This window comes from Cytobacillus sp. NJ13 (assembly GCA_030348385.1).
Lineage (GTDB): Bacteria > Bacillota > Bacilli > Bacillales > Cytobacillaceae > Cytobacillus.
Genome location: JAUCFP010000006.1, coordinates 1 through 16888, shown reverse-complemented (window position 1 = coordinate 16888; position 16888 = coordinate 1). Strand labels below are relative to the sequence as shown.

The 16888-nt window shown below is 41.0% G+C and carries 16 protein-coding genes, 1 rRNA gene and 1 riboswitch; of the genes, 5 read left to right on the top strand and 12 right to left on the bottom strand.

From position 1 onward, the window contains the following. Positions 1-55: 55 nt before the first annotated feature. From QUF73_00105 to QUF73_00090, 4 genes are all read right to left on the bottom strand, one after another. The gene (locus tag QUF73_00105; protein MDM5224606.1) at positions 56-1930 is read right to left on the bottom strand and encodes a fructose-specific PTS transporter subunit EIIC; all 1875 of its coding nucleotides are present in this window, start codon (positions 1928-1930) and stop codon (positions 56-58) included. Between the two features lies 1 nt (position 1931). Further along, positions 1932-2861: a 1-phosphofructokinase gene (pfkB, locus tag QUF73_00100; GenBank protein MDM5224605.1), complete on the bottom strand. Its 930-nt coding sequence runs from the start codon at positions 2859-2861 to the stop codon at positions 1932-1934. Further along, positions 2858-3610 carry a DeoR/GlpR family DNA-binding transcription regulator gene (locus tag QUF73_00095; GenBank protein ID MDM5224604.1) on the bottom strand — a complete coding sequence of 251 codons (753 nt, stop codon included), beginning with the start codon at positions 3608-3610 and terminating at the stop codon, positions 2858-2860. Before QUF73_00095 ends, pfkB begins: the two co-directional genes overlap by 4 nt. 425 nt (positions 3611-4035) lie before the next feature. Next, positions 4036-4311, bottom strand: coding sequence for a DUF2188 domain-containing protein (locus QUF73_00090; GenBank protein ID MDM5224603.1), 276 nt, complete (start codon positions 4309-4311; stop codon positions 4036-4038). Positions 4312-4582: 271 nt separating this feature from the next. On the opposite strand from QUF73_00090, the gene QUF73_00085 reads away from it, so the two are divergent. The 3 genes from QUF73_00085 (at position 4583) to bioB (ending at position 7803) form a co-directional block, all read left to right on the top strand. Then, positions 4583-5959, top strand: coding sequence for a M20/M25/M40 family metallo-hydrolase (locus QUF73_00085; protein ID MDM5224602.1), 1377 nt, complete (start codon positions 4583-4585; stop codon positions 5957-5959). Positions 5960-6189: 230 nt separating this feature from the next. Beyond that, positions 6190-6786, top strand: a complete 597-nt coding sequence (locus QUF73_00080; protein ID MDM5224601.1) for a biotin transporter BioY — start codon at positions 6190-6192, stop codon at positions 6784-6786. 24 nt (positions 6787-6810) lie between these two features. Next, a complete protein-coding gene (gene bioB, locus QUF73_00075) occupies positions 6811-7803 on the top strand; it encodes a biotin synthase BioB (GenBank protein ID MDM5224600.1) in 993 nt (330 codons plus the stop codon). 60 nt (positions 7804-7863) lie between these two features. On the opposite strand, the gene QUF73_00070 is transcribed toward bioB, so the two are convergent. From QUF73_00070 to QUF73_00045, 6 genes are all read right to left on the bottom strand, one after another. Beyond that, the gene (locus QUF73_00070; protein MDM5224599.1) at positions 7864-8901 is read right to left on the bottom strand and encodes a ribonucleotide-diphosphate reductase subunit beta; all 1038 of its coding nucleotides are present in this window, start codon (positions 8899-8901) and stop codon (positions 7864-7866) included. 11 nt (positions 8902-8912) lie between these two features. Further along, positions 8913-11135 (bottom strand): ribonucleoside-diphosphate reductase subunit alpha, encoded by a 2223-nt coding sequence (locus tag QUF73_00065; GenBank protein MDM5224598.1) that lies wholly within the window; start codon positions 11133-11135, stop codon positions 8913-8915. Between the two features lie 131 nt (positions 11136-11266). After that, positions 11267-11462, bottom strand: a riboswitch (cobalamin riboswitch). A 129-nt stretch (positions 11463-11591) separates the two neighbouring features. Beyond that, complete coding sequence (locus QUF73_00060) at positions 11592-11720, bottom strand: hypothetical protein (protein MDM5224597.1); 129 nt, start codon at positions 11718-11720, stop codon at positions 11592-11594. Positions 11721-11738: 18 nt separating this feature from the next. Then, positions 11739-14174, bottom strand: a complete 2436-nt coding sequence (locus tag QUF73_00055; protein MDM5224596.1) for a heavy metal translocating P-type ATPase — start codon at positions 14172-14174, stop codon at positions 11739-11741. Between the two features lie 164 nt (positions 14175-14338). Beyond that, positions 14339-14545, bottom strand: coding sequence for a copper chaperone CopZ (gene copZ / locus QUF73_00050; GenBank protein ID MDM5224595.1), 207 nt, complete (start codon positions 14543-14545; stop codon positions 14339-14341). A 17-nt stretch (positions 14546-14562) separates the two neighbouring features. Further along, positions 14563-14904, bottom strand: a complete 342-nt coding sequence (locus tag QUF73_00045) for a metal-sensitive transcriptional regulator (GenBank protein ID MDM5224594.1) — start codon at positions 14902-14904, stop codon at positions 14563-14565. 165 nt (positions 14905-15069) lie between these two features. Here QUF73_00045 and QUF73_00040 point away from each other — a divergent pair, with 165 nt between their 5' ends. Beyond that, positions 15070-15219 carry a hypothetical protein gene (locus tag QUF73_00040; protein MDM5224593.1) on the top strand — a complete coding sequence of 50 codons (150 nt, stop codon included), beginning with the start codon at positions 15070-15072 and terminating at the stop codon, positions 15217-15219. A 36-nt stretch (positions 15220-15255) separates the two neighbouring features. Here QUF73_00040 and QUF73_00035 read toward each other — a convergent pair whose 3' ends face one another. Continuing rightward, positions 15256-15435 (bottom strand): H-type small acid-soluble spore protein, encoded by a 180-nt coding sequence (locus QUF73_00035; protein MDM5224592.1) that lies wholly within the window; start codon positions 15433-15435, stop codon positions 15256-15258. Between the two features lie 242 nt (positions 15436-15677). On the opposite strand from QUF73_00035, the gene QUF73_00030 reads away from it, so the two are divergent. Next, positions 15678-16301, top strand: a complete 624-nt coding sequence (locus tag QUF73_00030) for a LysE family transporter (protein MDM5224591.1) — start codon at positions 15678-15680, stop codon at positions 16299-16301. A gap of 263 nt (positions 16302-16564) precedes the next feature. On the opposite strand, the gene rrf is transcribed toward QUF73_00030, so the two are convergent. Continuing rightward, positions 16565-16681: ribosomal RNA gene (gene rrf / locus QUF73_00025) — 5S ribosomal RNA — on the bottom strand. Positions 16682-16888 lie beyond the last annotated feature (207 nt).

The window sequence follows — 16888 nt, the reverse complement described above, 5'->3', positions numbered from 1 at the left end:
TCTAAAAGGAATTTTCTAAAAATTTAAAGCCGATACATTAAGTACCGGCTATGGTTTATTCATTATTTAAAGGTTTTTTCAGGAACCCTATAAGGATAGCAGACAGAAGAGCACCTGCTATTATTCCTGCAAGGTAAATTCCCCATGGGCCATCGACAAGAGGGACGACAAAGACTCCGCCGTGCGGCGCTCTTAATCCGATTCCAGCCATCATTGAAATGGCACCTGCTACGGCGGATCCTGCCATGATTGATGGGATGACCCGCAATGGATCTGCTGCTGCGAACGGGATTGCGCCTTCTGTGATAAACGAAAATCCCATAATGTAATTTGCTTTTCCTGCATCCTGTTCCTGTTTTGTAAATCTATTTTTGAATAAAGTGGTGGCAAGCGCGATGGCAAGAGGCGGAACCATCCCCGCTGCCATGATTGCTGCCATTGGTTCATATACTCCATTTGCAAGCAGACCTGTACCAAATACGTATGCCGATTTATTAACCGGGCCGCCCATATCAAATGCCATCATCAGCCCAAGGACTACTCCAAGCAAGACAGCATTTCCAGTACCAAGACCTGAAAGCCACTCGGTGATAGCAGTATTTAATGCGCCAACTGGTTTGTTGACAACATAAAGCATGAGTAAGCCTGTGATAGCAATTCCAAAAAGCGGATAAAGCAAAATCGTTTTAATCCCTTCAAGTGATGAAGGCAAACCGGCAAAGACCCTTTTCAAACCAACTACTACATAACCTGCAAGGAAGCCGGCAATGATGCCGCCAAGGAATCCTGCGCCTCCAGATGCTGCCATCATTCCCCCGACGGCACCTGCAGCAAAGCCAGGGCGATCAGCAATACTCATGGCAATGAACGCTGCAAGGATTGGAACAATTAATCCAAATGCATTTCCCCCGCCAATGGTCATCAGTGCTTCTGCGATAGGATGATACGACGGATCATTAGGATCTGCTGCTTTATATCCGAACATAAAGGAAATGGCAATAAGTATTCCGCCGCCAACAACAAATGGAAGCATGTTGGAAACGCCATTCATCAAATGCTTATAAACTCCTGCTTTTTGTTCTTTTTTATTATCTGCGTTTTCGCTGCTGTCCGGGCTTCCGCCATTGTATATTGGGGCATCCTGCTTTAGCGCTTTCTCGATAAGCTCCTGAGGTTTTCGGATGCCATCTGCAACTGCCGTTTCGAGGACATGCTTGCCGCTGAATCGCTCCATTTCCACCTTTGTATCTGCTGCGACTATAACTGCTGCTGCATTCGCAATTTCTTCCGGTGTCAGAACATTTTTAGCACCACTTGAGCCATTTGTTTCAACTTTGATATCAACGCCCATTTCAGCTGCCTTGGCCTTTAGTGAATCAGCCGCCATATAAGTATGGGCAATTCCTGTTGGGCAAGCTGTTACAGCAACAACAAAACGTTTACTGTCTGCAATATTTTGGACTTCCTCTTCTTCTGTCTCGTCATAGCTGTCTATAATTCCAATAACTTCGTCTGCAGAAGCAGCATTTTGGAGTTTTTTGCGTGCTTCCCCGTTCATTAGTATCGATGAAAGCCTGGATAGAGCTTCCAGATGTGTATTGTTTGCTCCTTCCGGGGCTGCAATCATAAAGAATAGGTGTGCGGGCTGACCGTCAAGTGATTCATAATCCACTCCTGCTTCTGATTTGCCGAAAGCAATAGCAGGCTCTTTGACCGCACCAGTTTTTGCATGAGGAATGGCTATCCCGTCACCGATGCCTGTTGTGCTTTGTTCTTCCCTTTTTAAAATGGCATTCTTGAAGGCAGTGCGGTCATGAAGCTTTCCTGCTTGATCAAGCTGGTTTACCAATCCATTTATGGCATCCATTTTACCTGTTCCGCTCAATGAGAGCAGGATCGTATCTCTTGTCAGTAATTCTGTAATTCTCATCCTAAATCTCCCCTTTTAGGCTGACCTTCTCAATCGAAACCTGTGAAAGCAATTCCTCTGCTTTTTCCTTTGTGCAAAGACCAAGTGAAAAAGCCGTAGCGCTTCCGGAAGCAACACTGTATTGAAAAGCCTTTTCTATATTTTTGTTTTTTTCATAAGCTGCAAGAAAACCGGCTACCATGGAATCTCCGGCACCTACAGAACTTTTCACTTCCCCATTTGGAACGCTTGAAATATACGCTGTTTCATCAGAAATCAAGACGGCTCCCTTGCCGGCTAATGAAACAATTACATTCTGTGCGCCCATTTCTACAAGTTTCTGTCCATATGGGATAACTTCTCTTGCTGAAGTAAATTCTGTATTGAATATTTCACCTAATTCATGGTGATTGGGCTTTATTAAAAACGGTTTGTATGGAAGGACCTTTTTCAGTAACTCTCCCTCTGCATCCACCACAAAAGCCGTCCCATTTTCTGAACAAATTCTTACCAGCCCTTCATAAGTTGATTCAGGCAATGTTGATGGAATACTGCCAGCCAGGACAAGCAAATCTTCTTCTGAAAGATTGCGGATCTTATTTTTTAGTTCCTCAAAATTCCTTCCTGAAATGGCCGGCCCTTTGGCATTGATTTCTGTTTCTGTATCTGTCTTGATCTTTACATTAATTCTTGTGTCATCAGCAACTTGGACAAAGTCAGTTTGAATATTCTCCTGATTTAAGCAATCAACAATATAATCACCTGTAAATCCGCCTACAAAGCCAAGGGCCTTGCTTTCAACATCCATTCTGTTCAGCACTCTGGAAACATTTATCCCTTTTCCTCCAGGGAACTTTGTATCCTGCTGCATGCGGTTCAAACCGCCGACTAACAATTCATCCAATTCTACGATGTAGTCCACTGACGGATTTAGCGTCAATGTGTGTATCATGCTGTCACGACCTTTATTGTAGTTTTGCTGCTATATGGCTCTTGCTGTTCCTCGTCCAGCTCATTTGTAATAATTGCTGCTGTATGCAAATCGGCAATCTTGGCAAATGCGATTTCTGAAAACTTCGTATCATCGGCAAGCACGAATGCCTCCCTTGAAAGCGAAATGGCCATTTGCTTAATCATTGCCTCATCCTGATCCGGTGTGGTGTAGCCGAATTGAGGATGGATGCCGTTAACCCCCATAAAGCATTTATCAAATCGATAATTTTCCAGGCTCGCCAATGCCCCCCTGCCAATGATGGCTTTGGTCTGTTCCTTGGCAAAACCGCCGATTAAAAATGTTTTTATATTCCTTTCGAGCAATGCATTGATATGCATTAATCCGTTCGTTACAACCACAATTTCCTTCGCAGGCAAAAAGGGAATCATTTCTGTTACTGTCGAGCCTGCATCAAGATAAATGGAATCACCTTCTTCAACAAGACTTGCCGCGTATTGGGCGATTTGCCGCTTTTGCTGAAGGTTTTTGGATGACTTTTCAGACATGCTGGGTTCCTGCAGCTTTCCCAGAAGCCTGGCAGCCCCTCCATGTACTCTTTTTAAGTACTTCCCTTCTTCAAGCTGGGTCAAGTCCCTTCTGATTGTTGATTCCGATGTTTCTGTCATGTCAACGAGATCCTGAATTTTCACTACACCTTTTTCTTTTAAAAGCTGCAGAATTAATTTGTGGCGCTCTGGTGTTAACAAAACATCACCTCCCTGTGCGAGTGTTATTCTTGATTACATCTTACTGAAACCGATTGCAAAAATCAATCATTTTCATTCAAAATAAATCAAAAACAATCAAAATATGAATGTTTTTGGTTGTTTTAGTGTACATTTTCTCTCTGACCCATAAACTAATAGAATATTTTAAATATATTAAAATAATAGTTTGCTCTCTATGTTTTATTATGCTAGAATCAAAAATAACAATATATAGTTTCTTAAACAACTTACGCTACTATATATTGTTTTGAATTTAAGAATTCACTCGTTCCAAGGTCTCTTTTTGAACCGCTTTCTATTTGAAAGCGGAATTTTTTTGTTTTAGAAAAAAAATCTCTTTTGTTCAATCCCAGCCAAACAAAAAAGAGCACTACGCAATGGTAATGCCCTTCTTAGATATCAATTTATTTATTTTCATAATTTACAAGATCCTCAATTTTTCCATCTTCATTATGCAGGATTACCATTGTTCCCGCTTCTTCTGCCATGCTCTTCGCTTTCTCCACTGCATCTGAACGTGTTTCCGCTGTAAACCCAGGCTTGTTTTGCCCCTCTTTTTTGACTGCCCATCCTTCCTCATCGTGCGGTACTACATGGAATCTTGCTTCTTCTGTTCCTGCCCGGTCCTTAAAATATTGTTCCTGTTCATTACTGTGAATGTTGTTTTTACGATTTGCCATGTTTATACCTCCTTAATATAAGTGAACTTTCATCTATTGATGAGTACTATCACTGTACCCTCTTAGGGAGTAAAAAAACACAAAGTCACCTTTCCAAAAATAGTAGTAACTTACCACTAAGTTTTGTCTTTTATTATATAAATTTGACACATAGTGTCGGAACAATAGGCATGCCCCATAGGAATTAGTACTCTATTCAAAAAATACCATTTTCTACTAAACTAGGAATCGTTAGGGAATCGAAAAAAACACTAGATTTCAGGAGGGTATTATGTCAAAAAATAGTCGAAAATCTCCCAAGATATTAGCAGCGGCTCTAGCAGCTTCTTTAGCTTTTGGCACAATCGGATATGCCGCCCCGCTAAGTAATGAAAATGGAAATTCAACCCATTCGCAAGATCAGAAGATTATTGCCAGAGTAAATGCTGAACGTGCTATCGAGCACGTGAGGTATCTATCGGAAAAAATTGGGACAAGACCTGGCGGGTTAGAAAATGAAAAAAAATCGGCAGAGTATATTGCTAAAACACTCAAAAGTTATGGCTATGATGTTGAGTTTCAATACTTTCCGGTAGCAGATCAATACATAGGCAGCGCAGCATTTGAAGATGGGACAGTATGGGAAATGGGCGCTGCACCAAAGGGGGCCATCAGCGATACACCAGTTGATGCAGAAGTAACCTATGTAGAAAATGAGGATTATAAAGGAGCCGAAGGTAAAATAGTTCTTCTTGCACGGGCAGAAACTACAGCCGGATACCGTGAGCAGGTAGCCAAAGCAGTTGAGGCAGGTGCAGCTGGTGTGATTCTCCAAAGCCTCGTTGGAAGCCGCGGCAATTACGGACAAACTTTTAATCCTAACCTTACTGCGGAATATGATATCCCGGTTTTCGGGGCTTCCTATATTCATGGTGAATGGCTCAAAGAACAAATGGAGCAAGGTGCAGTTGAGCTCTCCCTGACAGCAAAACATTATAAAGATCTTAAATCGGTAAATGTAATTGCAACCAAGGAAGCTAAATCAAAAGATGAAGATACAAAAGAGGTTATACTAGGTGCTCATCATGATAGTGTAGTGGGTGCTCCAGGCGCGAATGATAATGCTTCCGGGGTAGGTTTGATGCTTGAGCTTGCCAGAGTTTATAAAGGATACAATACAGACAAAACCCTTAAATTCATTGCATTTGGATCTGAGGAGCGCGGCCTTTTGGGAGCAAGATATTATGTAGATCAGTTAACAGAGACAGAAAAAGACCAGATAGAGGCTGTTTTTGTTCCTGATATGGTTGCTACAAATTATGACAAGGCGACAAACCTATATGCCATGACACCAGACGGCAGCCAAAACATTGTAACTTCTTCAACTGGTGAAGCGGGGGCACGCTTGGGCAATTCGGATATTCTCCCAGGCAAATTCGGATCGAGTGACCATGTTCCTTTCCATAATGCCGGCATTCCAGCAGCCTTATTTATCTGGATGGGCATAGACAGCTGGGATCCGCTTGTTTACCATATTGAAAAAGTTTACCATACTCCACAGGATACAATTGAAGATAATATCTCTGCTGAGAGAATGCAATCAGCACTTGATATTATCGGTTCCGGCCTTTTTGATGTGGTTCGAAAAAAAACACAAGGCAATAACTAATACCTCTAACCAGCCGCTGGCCAATCGCCAGCGGCTGGTTTATTACAAAAAAAGAAGCTCCTTACCTATCCCCTGTTTCTCCGCTCGCTGACAGCATTCACCTTGACATATAATCCATTTTCACACTTTAACACGTATTTATGTAAACCAATTTAATAATTAAGTTGACATTTAACGTTTGCTGCTATTATTCTAAATTGTATAAATATAAATCTATCAGGAGGCATCATATGAAGACAGGTTTAAGAACGATTGATTTAACATTGGCTGGCATGTTTGTCGCCCTAATGGCTGTTGGAGCAAATATCACTTCATTTGTCCCATTTTTGGTTATTGGGGGAGTGCCTATTACTTTGCAGACCTTTTTTGCCATTTTGGCAGGGGCTATTTTAGGAAGCCGATTAGGGGCTATCACTATGGCTGTCTATGCTTTTGCCGGGCTTGCAGGCGCTCCTGTATTTTCAAAATTCGGCGGAGGTTTTGCATCCTTATTAAGCCCCACTTTCGGTTTTATCCTATCGTTTATTTTAACAGCCTATGTCACCGGCAAATTGATAGAAAAGAAAAAATCTGTTCCGGTGTATATTACTGCAGCTTTAATCGGAATGGTGATCAATTATGTTTTCGGGACGAATTGGATGTATATGGCCTATAAACTTTGGTTTACAGCACCTGAGGGATTTACCTATAAAATGGCATGGCTATGGATGGCAGTCCCCCTTCCAAAAGACATTATTCTCTCTGTTTTTGCCGGGTTAATGGCCCATCGTCTGGAGCATAGAGTATTTGCCAGCAGTCAATTCAGAAAAATGAACCGAGCAGCATAAACAATTTTACTAAGGAGGATACATATGAATTTTCAACAGCTAGCACTTTACGTACTGGAAGGACATGAACTGACAGACTCGGAGGCAATGGGAATTTTAAATTGTCCAGATGAAGAACTCCTGGATTTATTGCACAGTGCCTATAAAATCCGTCATCATCATTATGGAAACCAAGTTAAATTAAATATGATTATAAATACGAAATCAGGCCTATGTCCTGAAAACTGCGGATACTGCTCACAATCGAGCATCTCAACAGCTCCTATCGAAAAATACCGGATGATGGATAAGGAATCTATCATCAAAGGAGCTAAACAGGCGCATCACCTCAATGTCGGAACCTATTGTATTGTTGCAAGCGGAAGAGGCCCAAGCAATAGGGAGCTAGATGAAGTAGTTTCAGCGGTTAAAGAAATAAAGGATAACTATAATATGAAGGTCTGTGCCTGTCTCGGGCTCCTAAAACCTGAACAGGCTGAGCAGCTCAAGGAAGCTGGAGTGGACCGCTATAATCACAATATTAACACCTCAGAAAATCATCATGAGAGCATCACTACATCCCATACATACCGGGACAGAGTCAATACGGTCCAATTAATAAAGGAAGCAGGCATTTCACCATGTTCCGGGGTAATTATTGGCATGAAGGAAACCAAGGAAGACGTTATAGCAATGGCCAGAAGCCTAAAAGCCCTGGATGCCGACTCAATACCGGTTAACTTTCTGCATGCAATCGATGGGACGCCATTAGAAGGGACAGATGATTTGAATCCTCGCTATTGTCTGAAGGTGCTCTGCCTGATGCGATATATCAACCCTTCAAAGGAAATCAGAATATCCGGAGGCAGAGAAGTGAATCTTAGGAGCCTTCAGCCGCTTGGGCTTTATCCTGCTAATTCTATTTTCGTAGGAGATTACTTAACCACTGCAGGACAGGAAAGCACAGCGGATCACCAAATGCTGAAGGATCTCGGTTTTGAGATTGATTTTGTATCTGGGGAACCAGTATTCTCCTGATAAAAAAAAGATTCTGCCCCCAAAGCAGAATCTTTTTTATTTTATATATCCGGATAACCTTTATAATTCATCAAACCCATTATCAATTTGAACTTTTGTATATTGCCGCGATTTTTGCTCAAAGAAATCGGACTTCCCATGGTCAACCTGCTCATAAGCTACTATCCAGCGGAGCGGATTGGTCCGATAGCCTTCAAACGGCCGTTCATATCCCAGCTGATTGCAGCGGACATTGGCATAAAATTTAATATAAGCTTCAACGTCAGACAGCAGGATGCCTTCTGTTTTGCTGCCGATCACATCGCGGGCCCATACAATCTCCAGTTCAGCTGCTCTTTTAAATGTTTCCTTGACGAATTCACTTAATTCATTAGTATTAAGTTCCGGATTTTCCTGCAGAATTTCTTTAAATATTTTAACAAACAAATCTACATGGATTTGTTCATCCCGGTTGATGTAATTAATCATCGTTGAGGCGGCTACCATTTTCTGATTTCTGGCCAGGTGATAAAAGAATGCAAAGCCTGAATAAAAGAAAAGCCCCTCCAGAACGACATCAAAAACAATAGATTTCAACAGGTTCTCTGCGCTTGGATTCTCTGCAAAATCTTTATATCCGTTCACAACAAATTCATTTCTTTCAGCTAATATAGGTTCTGTACGCCAGAATTCAAAAACCTCATCCTGTTTTTGTTTGGGAACAAGGCTTGATAGAACATAGGAATATGAATGATTATGAATCACCTCTTGCTGTGCAAGTATGATCATAAGTGCTGATATGCTTGAGTCAGTAATATAATCAGCAACTTTTCCGGCATAATCCGTCTGGATGCTGTCGAGCAATGCGAGCAGCCCAATAATTTTCAGAAATGCATCTTGTTCACTTTTCGTTAATTCCGGAAATTGCTTAATGTCCTGTGACATGTTTATTTCGAAAGGCGTCCAAAAGTTAGCAAGCATTTTTTTATACTTCGGATATGCCCATGCGAACCGAACATCATCCCAATTAAGAATATTGGAGCATTCCCCGTTGATGATTGAAGTTGATTTGTTTGGCGCCGATTGATTAATAATTAGCCGTTTTTTTAGGGTATTCATAAGGTCCTCCTTTAGCTTGAGCAAGATTCACAGTCTTCAACCTCAGATGAAGTTGAACGGATATAATAAGTTGTTTTTAATTTTTTCTTCCATGCTGAAAGATGCAGATTCAAAAGATCGATTGCTTTAATATGGTTAGGAATATAGAAATTAAATGAAATAGCTTGATCTATATGTTTTTGTCTGTTTGCATTCTGCCTGATGCTCCACTCCTGGTTAATATGATAAGCAGATTTGTAATACCAAATGGTCTCACTGTTAATATCAGGAGCTGTCACAGGGATCCGATAATCCTTTTTCTCTTCGGAATACTGCTTGTTGAATATAGGATCAATACTTGGAGTGCTTCCTGCAATTAAGGCAGTTGATGCATTTGGGGCTACCGCCAGCAAATAGGCATTTCGAATTCCAAATTCACTTACCTCTTCGCACAATGCGGCCCAGTCCAAGTCTGAATTTTCTTCCAGATACCCCCGTTTTTCAAAGTAGGCACCCGTTTGCCAATCAGAGCCTTTAAAGGCTGAATAGCTTCCTTTTTCTTTTGCCAGGTTCATAGAACTTTTTATCGCTAAAAAAGCAATTTTTTCATATAGAATGTCAGCGAATTCTTCTGCTTCTTCGCTTTCCCATGTGATTTTTTTCAATGCAAGAAGGTGATGCCATCCAAAAGTCCCCAGTCCAATCGCACGGTACTTTTGATTTGTGATCTGCCCCTGAGGAACTGGAATACTATTAATATCAATGACATTATCAAGCATTCGCACCTGAATTGGCACAAGCCTTTCAAGTACTTCCTCACTCACGGCCCTTGCAAGATTGATGGATGAAAGATTGCAGACAACGAAGTCTCCTGGCTGTTTTTCAATAATAATTCTCCCATCCCTTGTATATTCTTCAACCCTCTTTGTAACACTTTGGTTTTGTACGATTTCAGTGCACAGGTTTGTACAATAAATCATTCCGCAATGTGAATTGGCATTTTTCCGATTTACTTCATCCCGGTAAAACATGAATGGTGTCCCTGTTTCAAGCTGGCTTCTCATGATGGATTTCATTATCTCGATTGCAGGCACTTTTTCCCTTGACAGATTCGGGTTATCTATGCACTCTTTATATTTCTGGCGGAATGAACCTTCGCCTTCTCCTTCGTCATAAAAATCTTCCAGTGAAAAGCCCATTACCTTGCGGACTTCATGGGGATCAAATAAATACCAATATCCTCGGCTTTCTACTTTTTCCATAAACAAATCCGGAATGCAGACACCTGTGAATAAATCATGTGTTCGCTGCCTTTCATCTCCATTGTTTAGCTTTGCATCAAGAAACGAGAAGATATCTTTATGCCAGATATCCAAATAGACGCTTATAGCACCCTGCCTTTGTCCCAGCTGATCAACACTGACGGCTGTGTTATTCAGCTGCTTCATCCAGGGAATCACACCTGAAGATGCCCCCTTAAATCCTTTAATATCACTGCCTCTGCTGCGGATTTTACCCAAATAAACACCGATTCCCCCACCATTTTTAGACAATGATGCAATATCGGTATTACTGTCATATATGGAATCAAGACTGTCATCAACGGTCTCAATGAAACAGCTTGAAAGCTGTCCCCAGTTTTTCCCTGCATTAGCCAATGTTGGAGTGGCAACAGTCATATACAAACCACTCATTGCCCAGTAAGCTTCTTTAACAAGTTCAAGCCGCTTATCCTTCGGCTCCTTTTTCATCAGCACCATGCTGATGATCAAGAATCGCTCCTGTGGAAGCTCATAGAGATTTTTCTGTTTGTCCCTGGCAAGATATCGGTCAGCAAGCATTTTTAACCCCAAATATGTAAATAAGCAGTCATTTTCTTTCCTAATAAAATAGGCCAGCTCATTTATTTCATCCTTTGAGTACACATGTAATAAATCCTGTTCATAAATTCCCAAAGCAGTCAGCCGTTCAATTAATGTATAAAAATGTTTGTAGCAATCATCCGGCTGGCATTCTCTATTTTTTCCAGACTCAATATAGAGCTTCTTAAGAAGCAGGCGTGAAGCGGCAAAAGTCCAATCAGGCTCATCAATGCTGATAAATGATAAACAATCCAATATAAGCTGATCATACATTGCCTCCGCTCCCAGCTGGTTCATTTCTTCATTCCTTTTTAATAACTGCCCAATGTCGAGCTGCGGAAATTCTGACTTAAGTTCTTCTAAAATTTTTATCGGTTGTATGGTTTGGACCATCTTACTTCCTCCTAAAGGCAAAATAAAAATCCGCCCGGAAAATGAGCGGATCAAACGATAGAATAATAGCAGCAAGAAATGAAAAAACGGCCATTACGCGATCGTTTCATCATCTCAATCCCCGAAGATAAGAAACTTTCGATCGCCCTGGCAGGTCTCCTGGCTTGTGCTTCACTCTACTAAAAGCCCTTCCCATACAAGCGCCATGAAGCGTTTTGTACAGTGGCATGCTTTTTTCGTCTGCACTTACAGTTGCGGGGACAGCTTCGGTTTTACACCGAATTCCCTATTAAGTCCACTTAGGACACCAATCACGATCTATATGTAGTTTTTAATCTTTAAAATATATACTATATATTGTAGACGATTCTATCATATAGAGAAAAAGATTACAAATTTTTATCCGTCAATGTTCGAAAAAAGAGCAGAGGGGGATTTCCCTCTGCTCTTTTTTTCTCATTCATGATTTTCCATTTCAATATCATGAGGTACCGGCTCTGGGGTAGCCCAAAAAGAGTCATATGCAGCATAAACTGCCATTACAAGAACGAGGTAAGCAATCGCTGCACCTGCCCATTTTTTCATTTACATCAGCCCCTCCAATTAAACATTTTTTTCATTAATTTTTACTCTTTGTAATCGAAGTGCGTTTAAAACGACAGATACGGAGCTGAACGCCATTGCAGCGCCGGCAAGCCAAGGTGCAAGGAACCCTAACGCAGCTACAGGGATGCCAAGTGTATTGTATGCAAATGCCCAGAAAAGATTTTGTTTTATATTCCTTATGGTTTTTTTACTCATTTGTATCGCGTCTGCAATACTATTTAAATCCCCTCTCATTAGAGTAATATCAGCTGCTTCCATCGCAACGTCTGTACCGGTTCCTATCGCCATTCCAATATCAGCTACAGCAAGTGCAGGTGCATCGTTTATGCCATCGCCGACCATGGCGACTTTTTTTCCCTGGTTCTGAAGTTTTTTTACTTCTTCTGCCTTGCCTTCAGGTAAAACCTCTGCAATTGCAGAGTCTATGCCCACTTCCTCAGCTATTGCCTGAGCCGTACGTTTGTTATCTCCCGTAATCATAATGACTTCAATCCCCAGTTTCCTTAAGCGATTGATTGCATCTCTGGAAGTTTCCTTTATTGTATCCGCAACTGCCACGATACCTGCATATTTGCCATCAGCCGCGACAAGCATTGCCGTTTTTCCATTTTCCTCAAGTGTTTCCATTTCAAGTTTGGCTGACTGGACTTTAACACCGTATTTGTCCATTAATCTTCTTGTACCTATTAGAAGGTCTTTGCCTTCCACTTTTGCTTTAATTCCATACCCGGGAATAGCTTCAAATTCCTCAGGATTAGATAGCGTGATCCCTTTATCCTTTATTCCCTTTACGATCGCTTCAGCCAATGGATGCTCAGACTGTTTCTCCGCTGACCCTACAAGCTGGAGAAATGTCCTCTCTTCTATGTCGCCTTCCGTAATCACATCTGTTAAAACCGGTTTTCCATGTGTAACTGTTCCAGTTTTATCAAGAACGACTGTAGTGATTTCATGTGTGAGTTCCAAGTGCTCTCCGCCTTTAAAAAGAACCCCATATTCCGCCGCCCGGCCGGAACCTGCCATTATAGAGGTTGGCGTCGCCAGACCCAGTGCACATGGACATGCAATCACCAGGACGGCAATCAATTTTTCGAGTGCTTCTGCAAAATTTCCAGGACTTACCCATATATACCACACCAGGAATGTAACCACAGCTATAGTCACAACAATGGGAACGAATATCCCAGAGATCCTGTCTGCCATTCGCTGTATGGGGGCTTTTGAACCTTGCGCTTCTTCAACCACTTTTATAATCTGTGACAATGCTGTATCTTTGCCAACTTTTGTGGCTTTAATTTTCAGGAAACCATTTTTGTTAATGGTGGATCCAATAACTGTGTCGCCTGCTGTTTTATCAACAGGTACACTTTCCCCTGTCAGCATGGATTCATCCAAAGCAGACTGCCCTTCGATAATTTCACCATCAACCGGAATTTTTTCACCTGGCTTGACATATATGATTTCTCCAGCAATGACCTCTTCAAGGGGAATTTCAATTTCTTCCCCTTCCCTTAAGACAGTCGCAGTTTTTGCCTGCAGACCCATAAGCTTTTTGATCGCTTCAGAAGAACGTCCCTTAGCCCGTGCTTCAAACAGTTTGCCTAAGATTATTAATGTTATAAGGATGGCACTTGTTTCGTAATAGAGTTCCACCATATGTGCATTGCTGCCAATTGATAAAATTGATTGGTATAAGCTATAGAAAAAAGCAGCAGAAGTACCGAGTGCAACCAGCACATCCATATTGGCGCTCTTATTTTTTAATGCCTTATATGCCCCGACATAAAATTGCTTTCCTATTAAAAATTGCACGGGAGCTGCAAGCGCCAGCTGCACCCAAGGATTCATAAACATATCGGGAACATAAATGAATGATGTAAACTCGAAATGTCCAACCATGGACCAGAATAAAGGAATGGAAAGTATTAACGAGAAAATGAACTTGCCTTTTTGTTTTTCAATTTCCTTTTCCCGATATCCTTCGATATCTCCGGCATTATCCTTTTTTATTTTTGCCTGATACCCTAAATTCTCCACTTTCTTTATCATGTCCTGGATGGAGATTTGTTCAGGATTGTATTCAACAGTGCCAGTTTCAAGAGCCAGATTGACTACAGCTTGTTTGACGCCTGGAAGCTTATTAAGTCCTTTTTCAATCCTTCCAGAGCAAGCAGCGCAAGTCATGCCCAGCAATTCTAACTCGGCTTTCTCAGATACTACCGAATAACCTAAATCCTCAATTTTTTTCTCAAAAGCTTCTACAGAAGTTACTTCAGGATTATATTTAATTGCTGCTTTTTCTAAAGCAAGATTGACACTTGCTTCCTGGACGCCGTCGAGCTTATTTAAGCCTTTCTCTATTCGAGACGAACAGGCTGCACATGTCATGCCTGATATTGAAAGGTGAACCTCTTTTAGGGCTGCATCACCCATAACTCCCACTCCTTTATTATACGATGTTCCTTACACTTAAAATACTATACCCCTCTACCCTATATGTCAATAAAAAAAATCCAGACAAATTACTCATTTTTACAGTTTCCTATTTATTAAAAAAAGAGAACGTGCATTTTATTCACACGTTCTTTCCAGATATATTACTCTACATCATAGCCTTGATCGTCAATTGTTTCTTTGATTTGCTCAAGTGTAACTGCTGATGAGTCAAATTGAACCTGCACCTGGCCATTATCAAGTTCAACCGCTACTTTATCAACACCATTTAGTTTGCCGACACTGCCTTCTACCGCTTTTACACAATGTCCGCAAGACATTCCCCTAACTTTTAAAGTTACACTTTCCATAATAATTAAACCTCCAATTATTTTTTCATTAGTTTTTGAATAGTGACTAAAAATTCATCAAGCACTTCTTCATCGCCTTCGTGGATTCTTTCAACCACACAGCTTTTCAAATGGCCCTCAAGCAATAGCTTTGCTACGCTATTCAAAGCAGACTGCGTTGCAGAAATTTGTGTTATAATATCGTCACAATACACGTCTCTGTCAATAAGTCCTTTTATTCCGCGTATCTGACCTTCAATCCGATTTAAACGGGTTGTCAAATTCCTTTTAACTTTTTCTGAGTGATGACTTTTTCGCTCCGATTCAATCGAACAGCAGCTTTCAGACGATAAATCCTCATTTTCCAATTCAAAAGCCATTTGATCAGCCTCCTTTATATTTATTATATTATACCCCGGTATCCTATGTAAATACTTGAGCTCAAAATAAAATAAATTAGGATTTTTATGTACAATTTCCCTTTCATGATATTTAAAATCTCTGTTTATACTAACGGAAACACTTTATTAAAGGAGGCAGCTGATGTGGAAAGAAAGCATGAAAATCTAGAAGACACGGGCAAAGATCTATATGGGATCGATAAAGATATCAGCCTGCAGTCAGTAAACTTTGCTTCTGCTGAGAATCAGTATTTAAATGAACGTACAGAAACTGAATCCAATCAGGAATTATAGAGTAAAAGCCGCCAATATGGCGGCTTAGGATCATATTTACAATTCTGTAAGTTCTCCAATTTCTACCTCGGATCTTTCTTCAAGTGGACCGCGCAAATGTACCGTAGCTGTTCTTCCATCCTCATTCAGCTTGTCGATCCACACAGAAGCACCATTGTATTTTACTTCGATATCTGCTGATGATGAAAGAATTTGCTTCACACGTTTTGCATCCATAAGTAACACTCTCCTCTGCTTTTTTCATTTTATTTTTTGCATGGTTGAGAAATTTATGCTTACTTTGTCAAAAAGTGAAATGAGTAAGCCTTCTGATTTTTGATCAAGGTTTATATGGACAATGGCAACTGATTACAAATCTGCTGTTCATAACTTGCTCTGGATTAAAAGTTGTCCTATCCTTCCAATACACTGAATAAACTTTGTACAAACAGGTATTGGCAGTTAGGAGCTGTACACTTATGAGCATATTTCTAGGCTATGTTTTCTTGGGTCTGTCGCTTGCAGCGCCAATCGGTCCAATCAATGCTGCACAGTTGGATAAAGGAATAAAAAATGGCTTTTTCCATGCCTGGCTGGTGGGGCTGGGGGCTATGACAGCAGATGCCATATATATGGCGGCCGTTTATTTGGGGGTTGTACACTTTCTTGAGATTCCATTCATGAAAGCTTTCTTATGGTGCTTTGGATTTTTCGTCCTTGTATACACAGGCTTTGAAACCCTAATAAGTGCCGGGAAAGTCGTTTCAAGCTATAGAACCAAAGATGAATCAAAAGTTAAATCCTTTATGTCAGGCTTTCTCATGTCATTGTCAAATCCTTTAACTATACTGTTTTGGCTTGGCATCTATGGTTCTATTCTGGCCAAAACAGCAGCCGAGTATGACAAGGCTCATGTTGTTTTATACAGTGGTGCAATTTTTACAGGGCTTCTTCTCTGGGACATAACGATGGCAGCTGTCGCCAGCAGCTTCAGAAGATTTTTAACCGGGAAGATTCTCGCTCTAATTTCCATATTATCTGGCTTATCGCTGATTGGCTTTGGGATTTATTTTGGGATGCAGGCTTATAAGCTTTTGTTTTAATACATATTCCATACATGCGGACATGAAATGGTCATAAAACATTTGGCACCATTTATCTTTCCAGAAAACGGAATTGACTTTTAAAACAGACAAAAAATGAGGATTGACGCAAAAATAATTCAGTTCTGGCACATATATGGGTGAATGTGACGCATATATGTATGTATTTTTCATTACAAAGAAGAGTTCAAAAATAAGACATTTTGATTCTTTATATCATCCAAACAAACAAAAAAGAGCACCCATCAGGTGCTCTTTCTTTTGCCCGGCAGCGTCCTACTCTCACAGGGGGACAGCCCCCAACTACCATCGGCGCTGAGAAGCTTAACTTCCGTGTTCGGTATGGGAACGGGTGTGACCTTCTCGCTATCGCCACCGGACTATTTGATTGAAGAAACTTCGTTCCCTCAAAACTAGATAATGCATGAAGAAGTGTTTGCCGAGTATTCACCAATGACTTGTCTAGCTTCGGCTCCTAACTTCTCGGCCGTTTCGATCCGTCCCTCCAAATCCCAAAACCAGGATTTGAATGGCCGGCTCTCCAACGTCTCTCGAAGTTGAACAGTCGCCTCCGCTTTTCGTTTTGG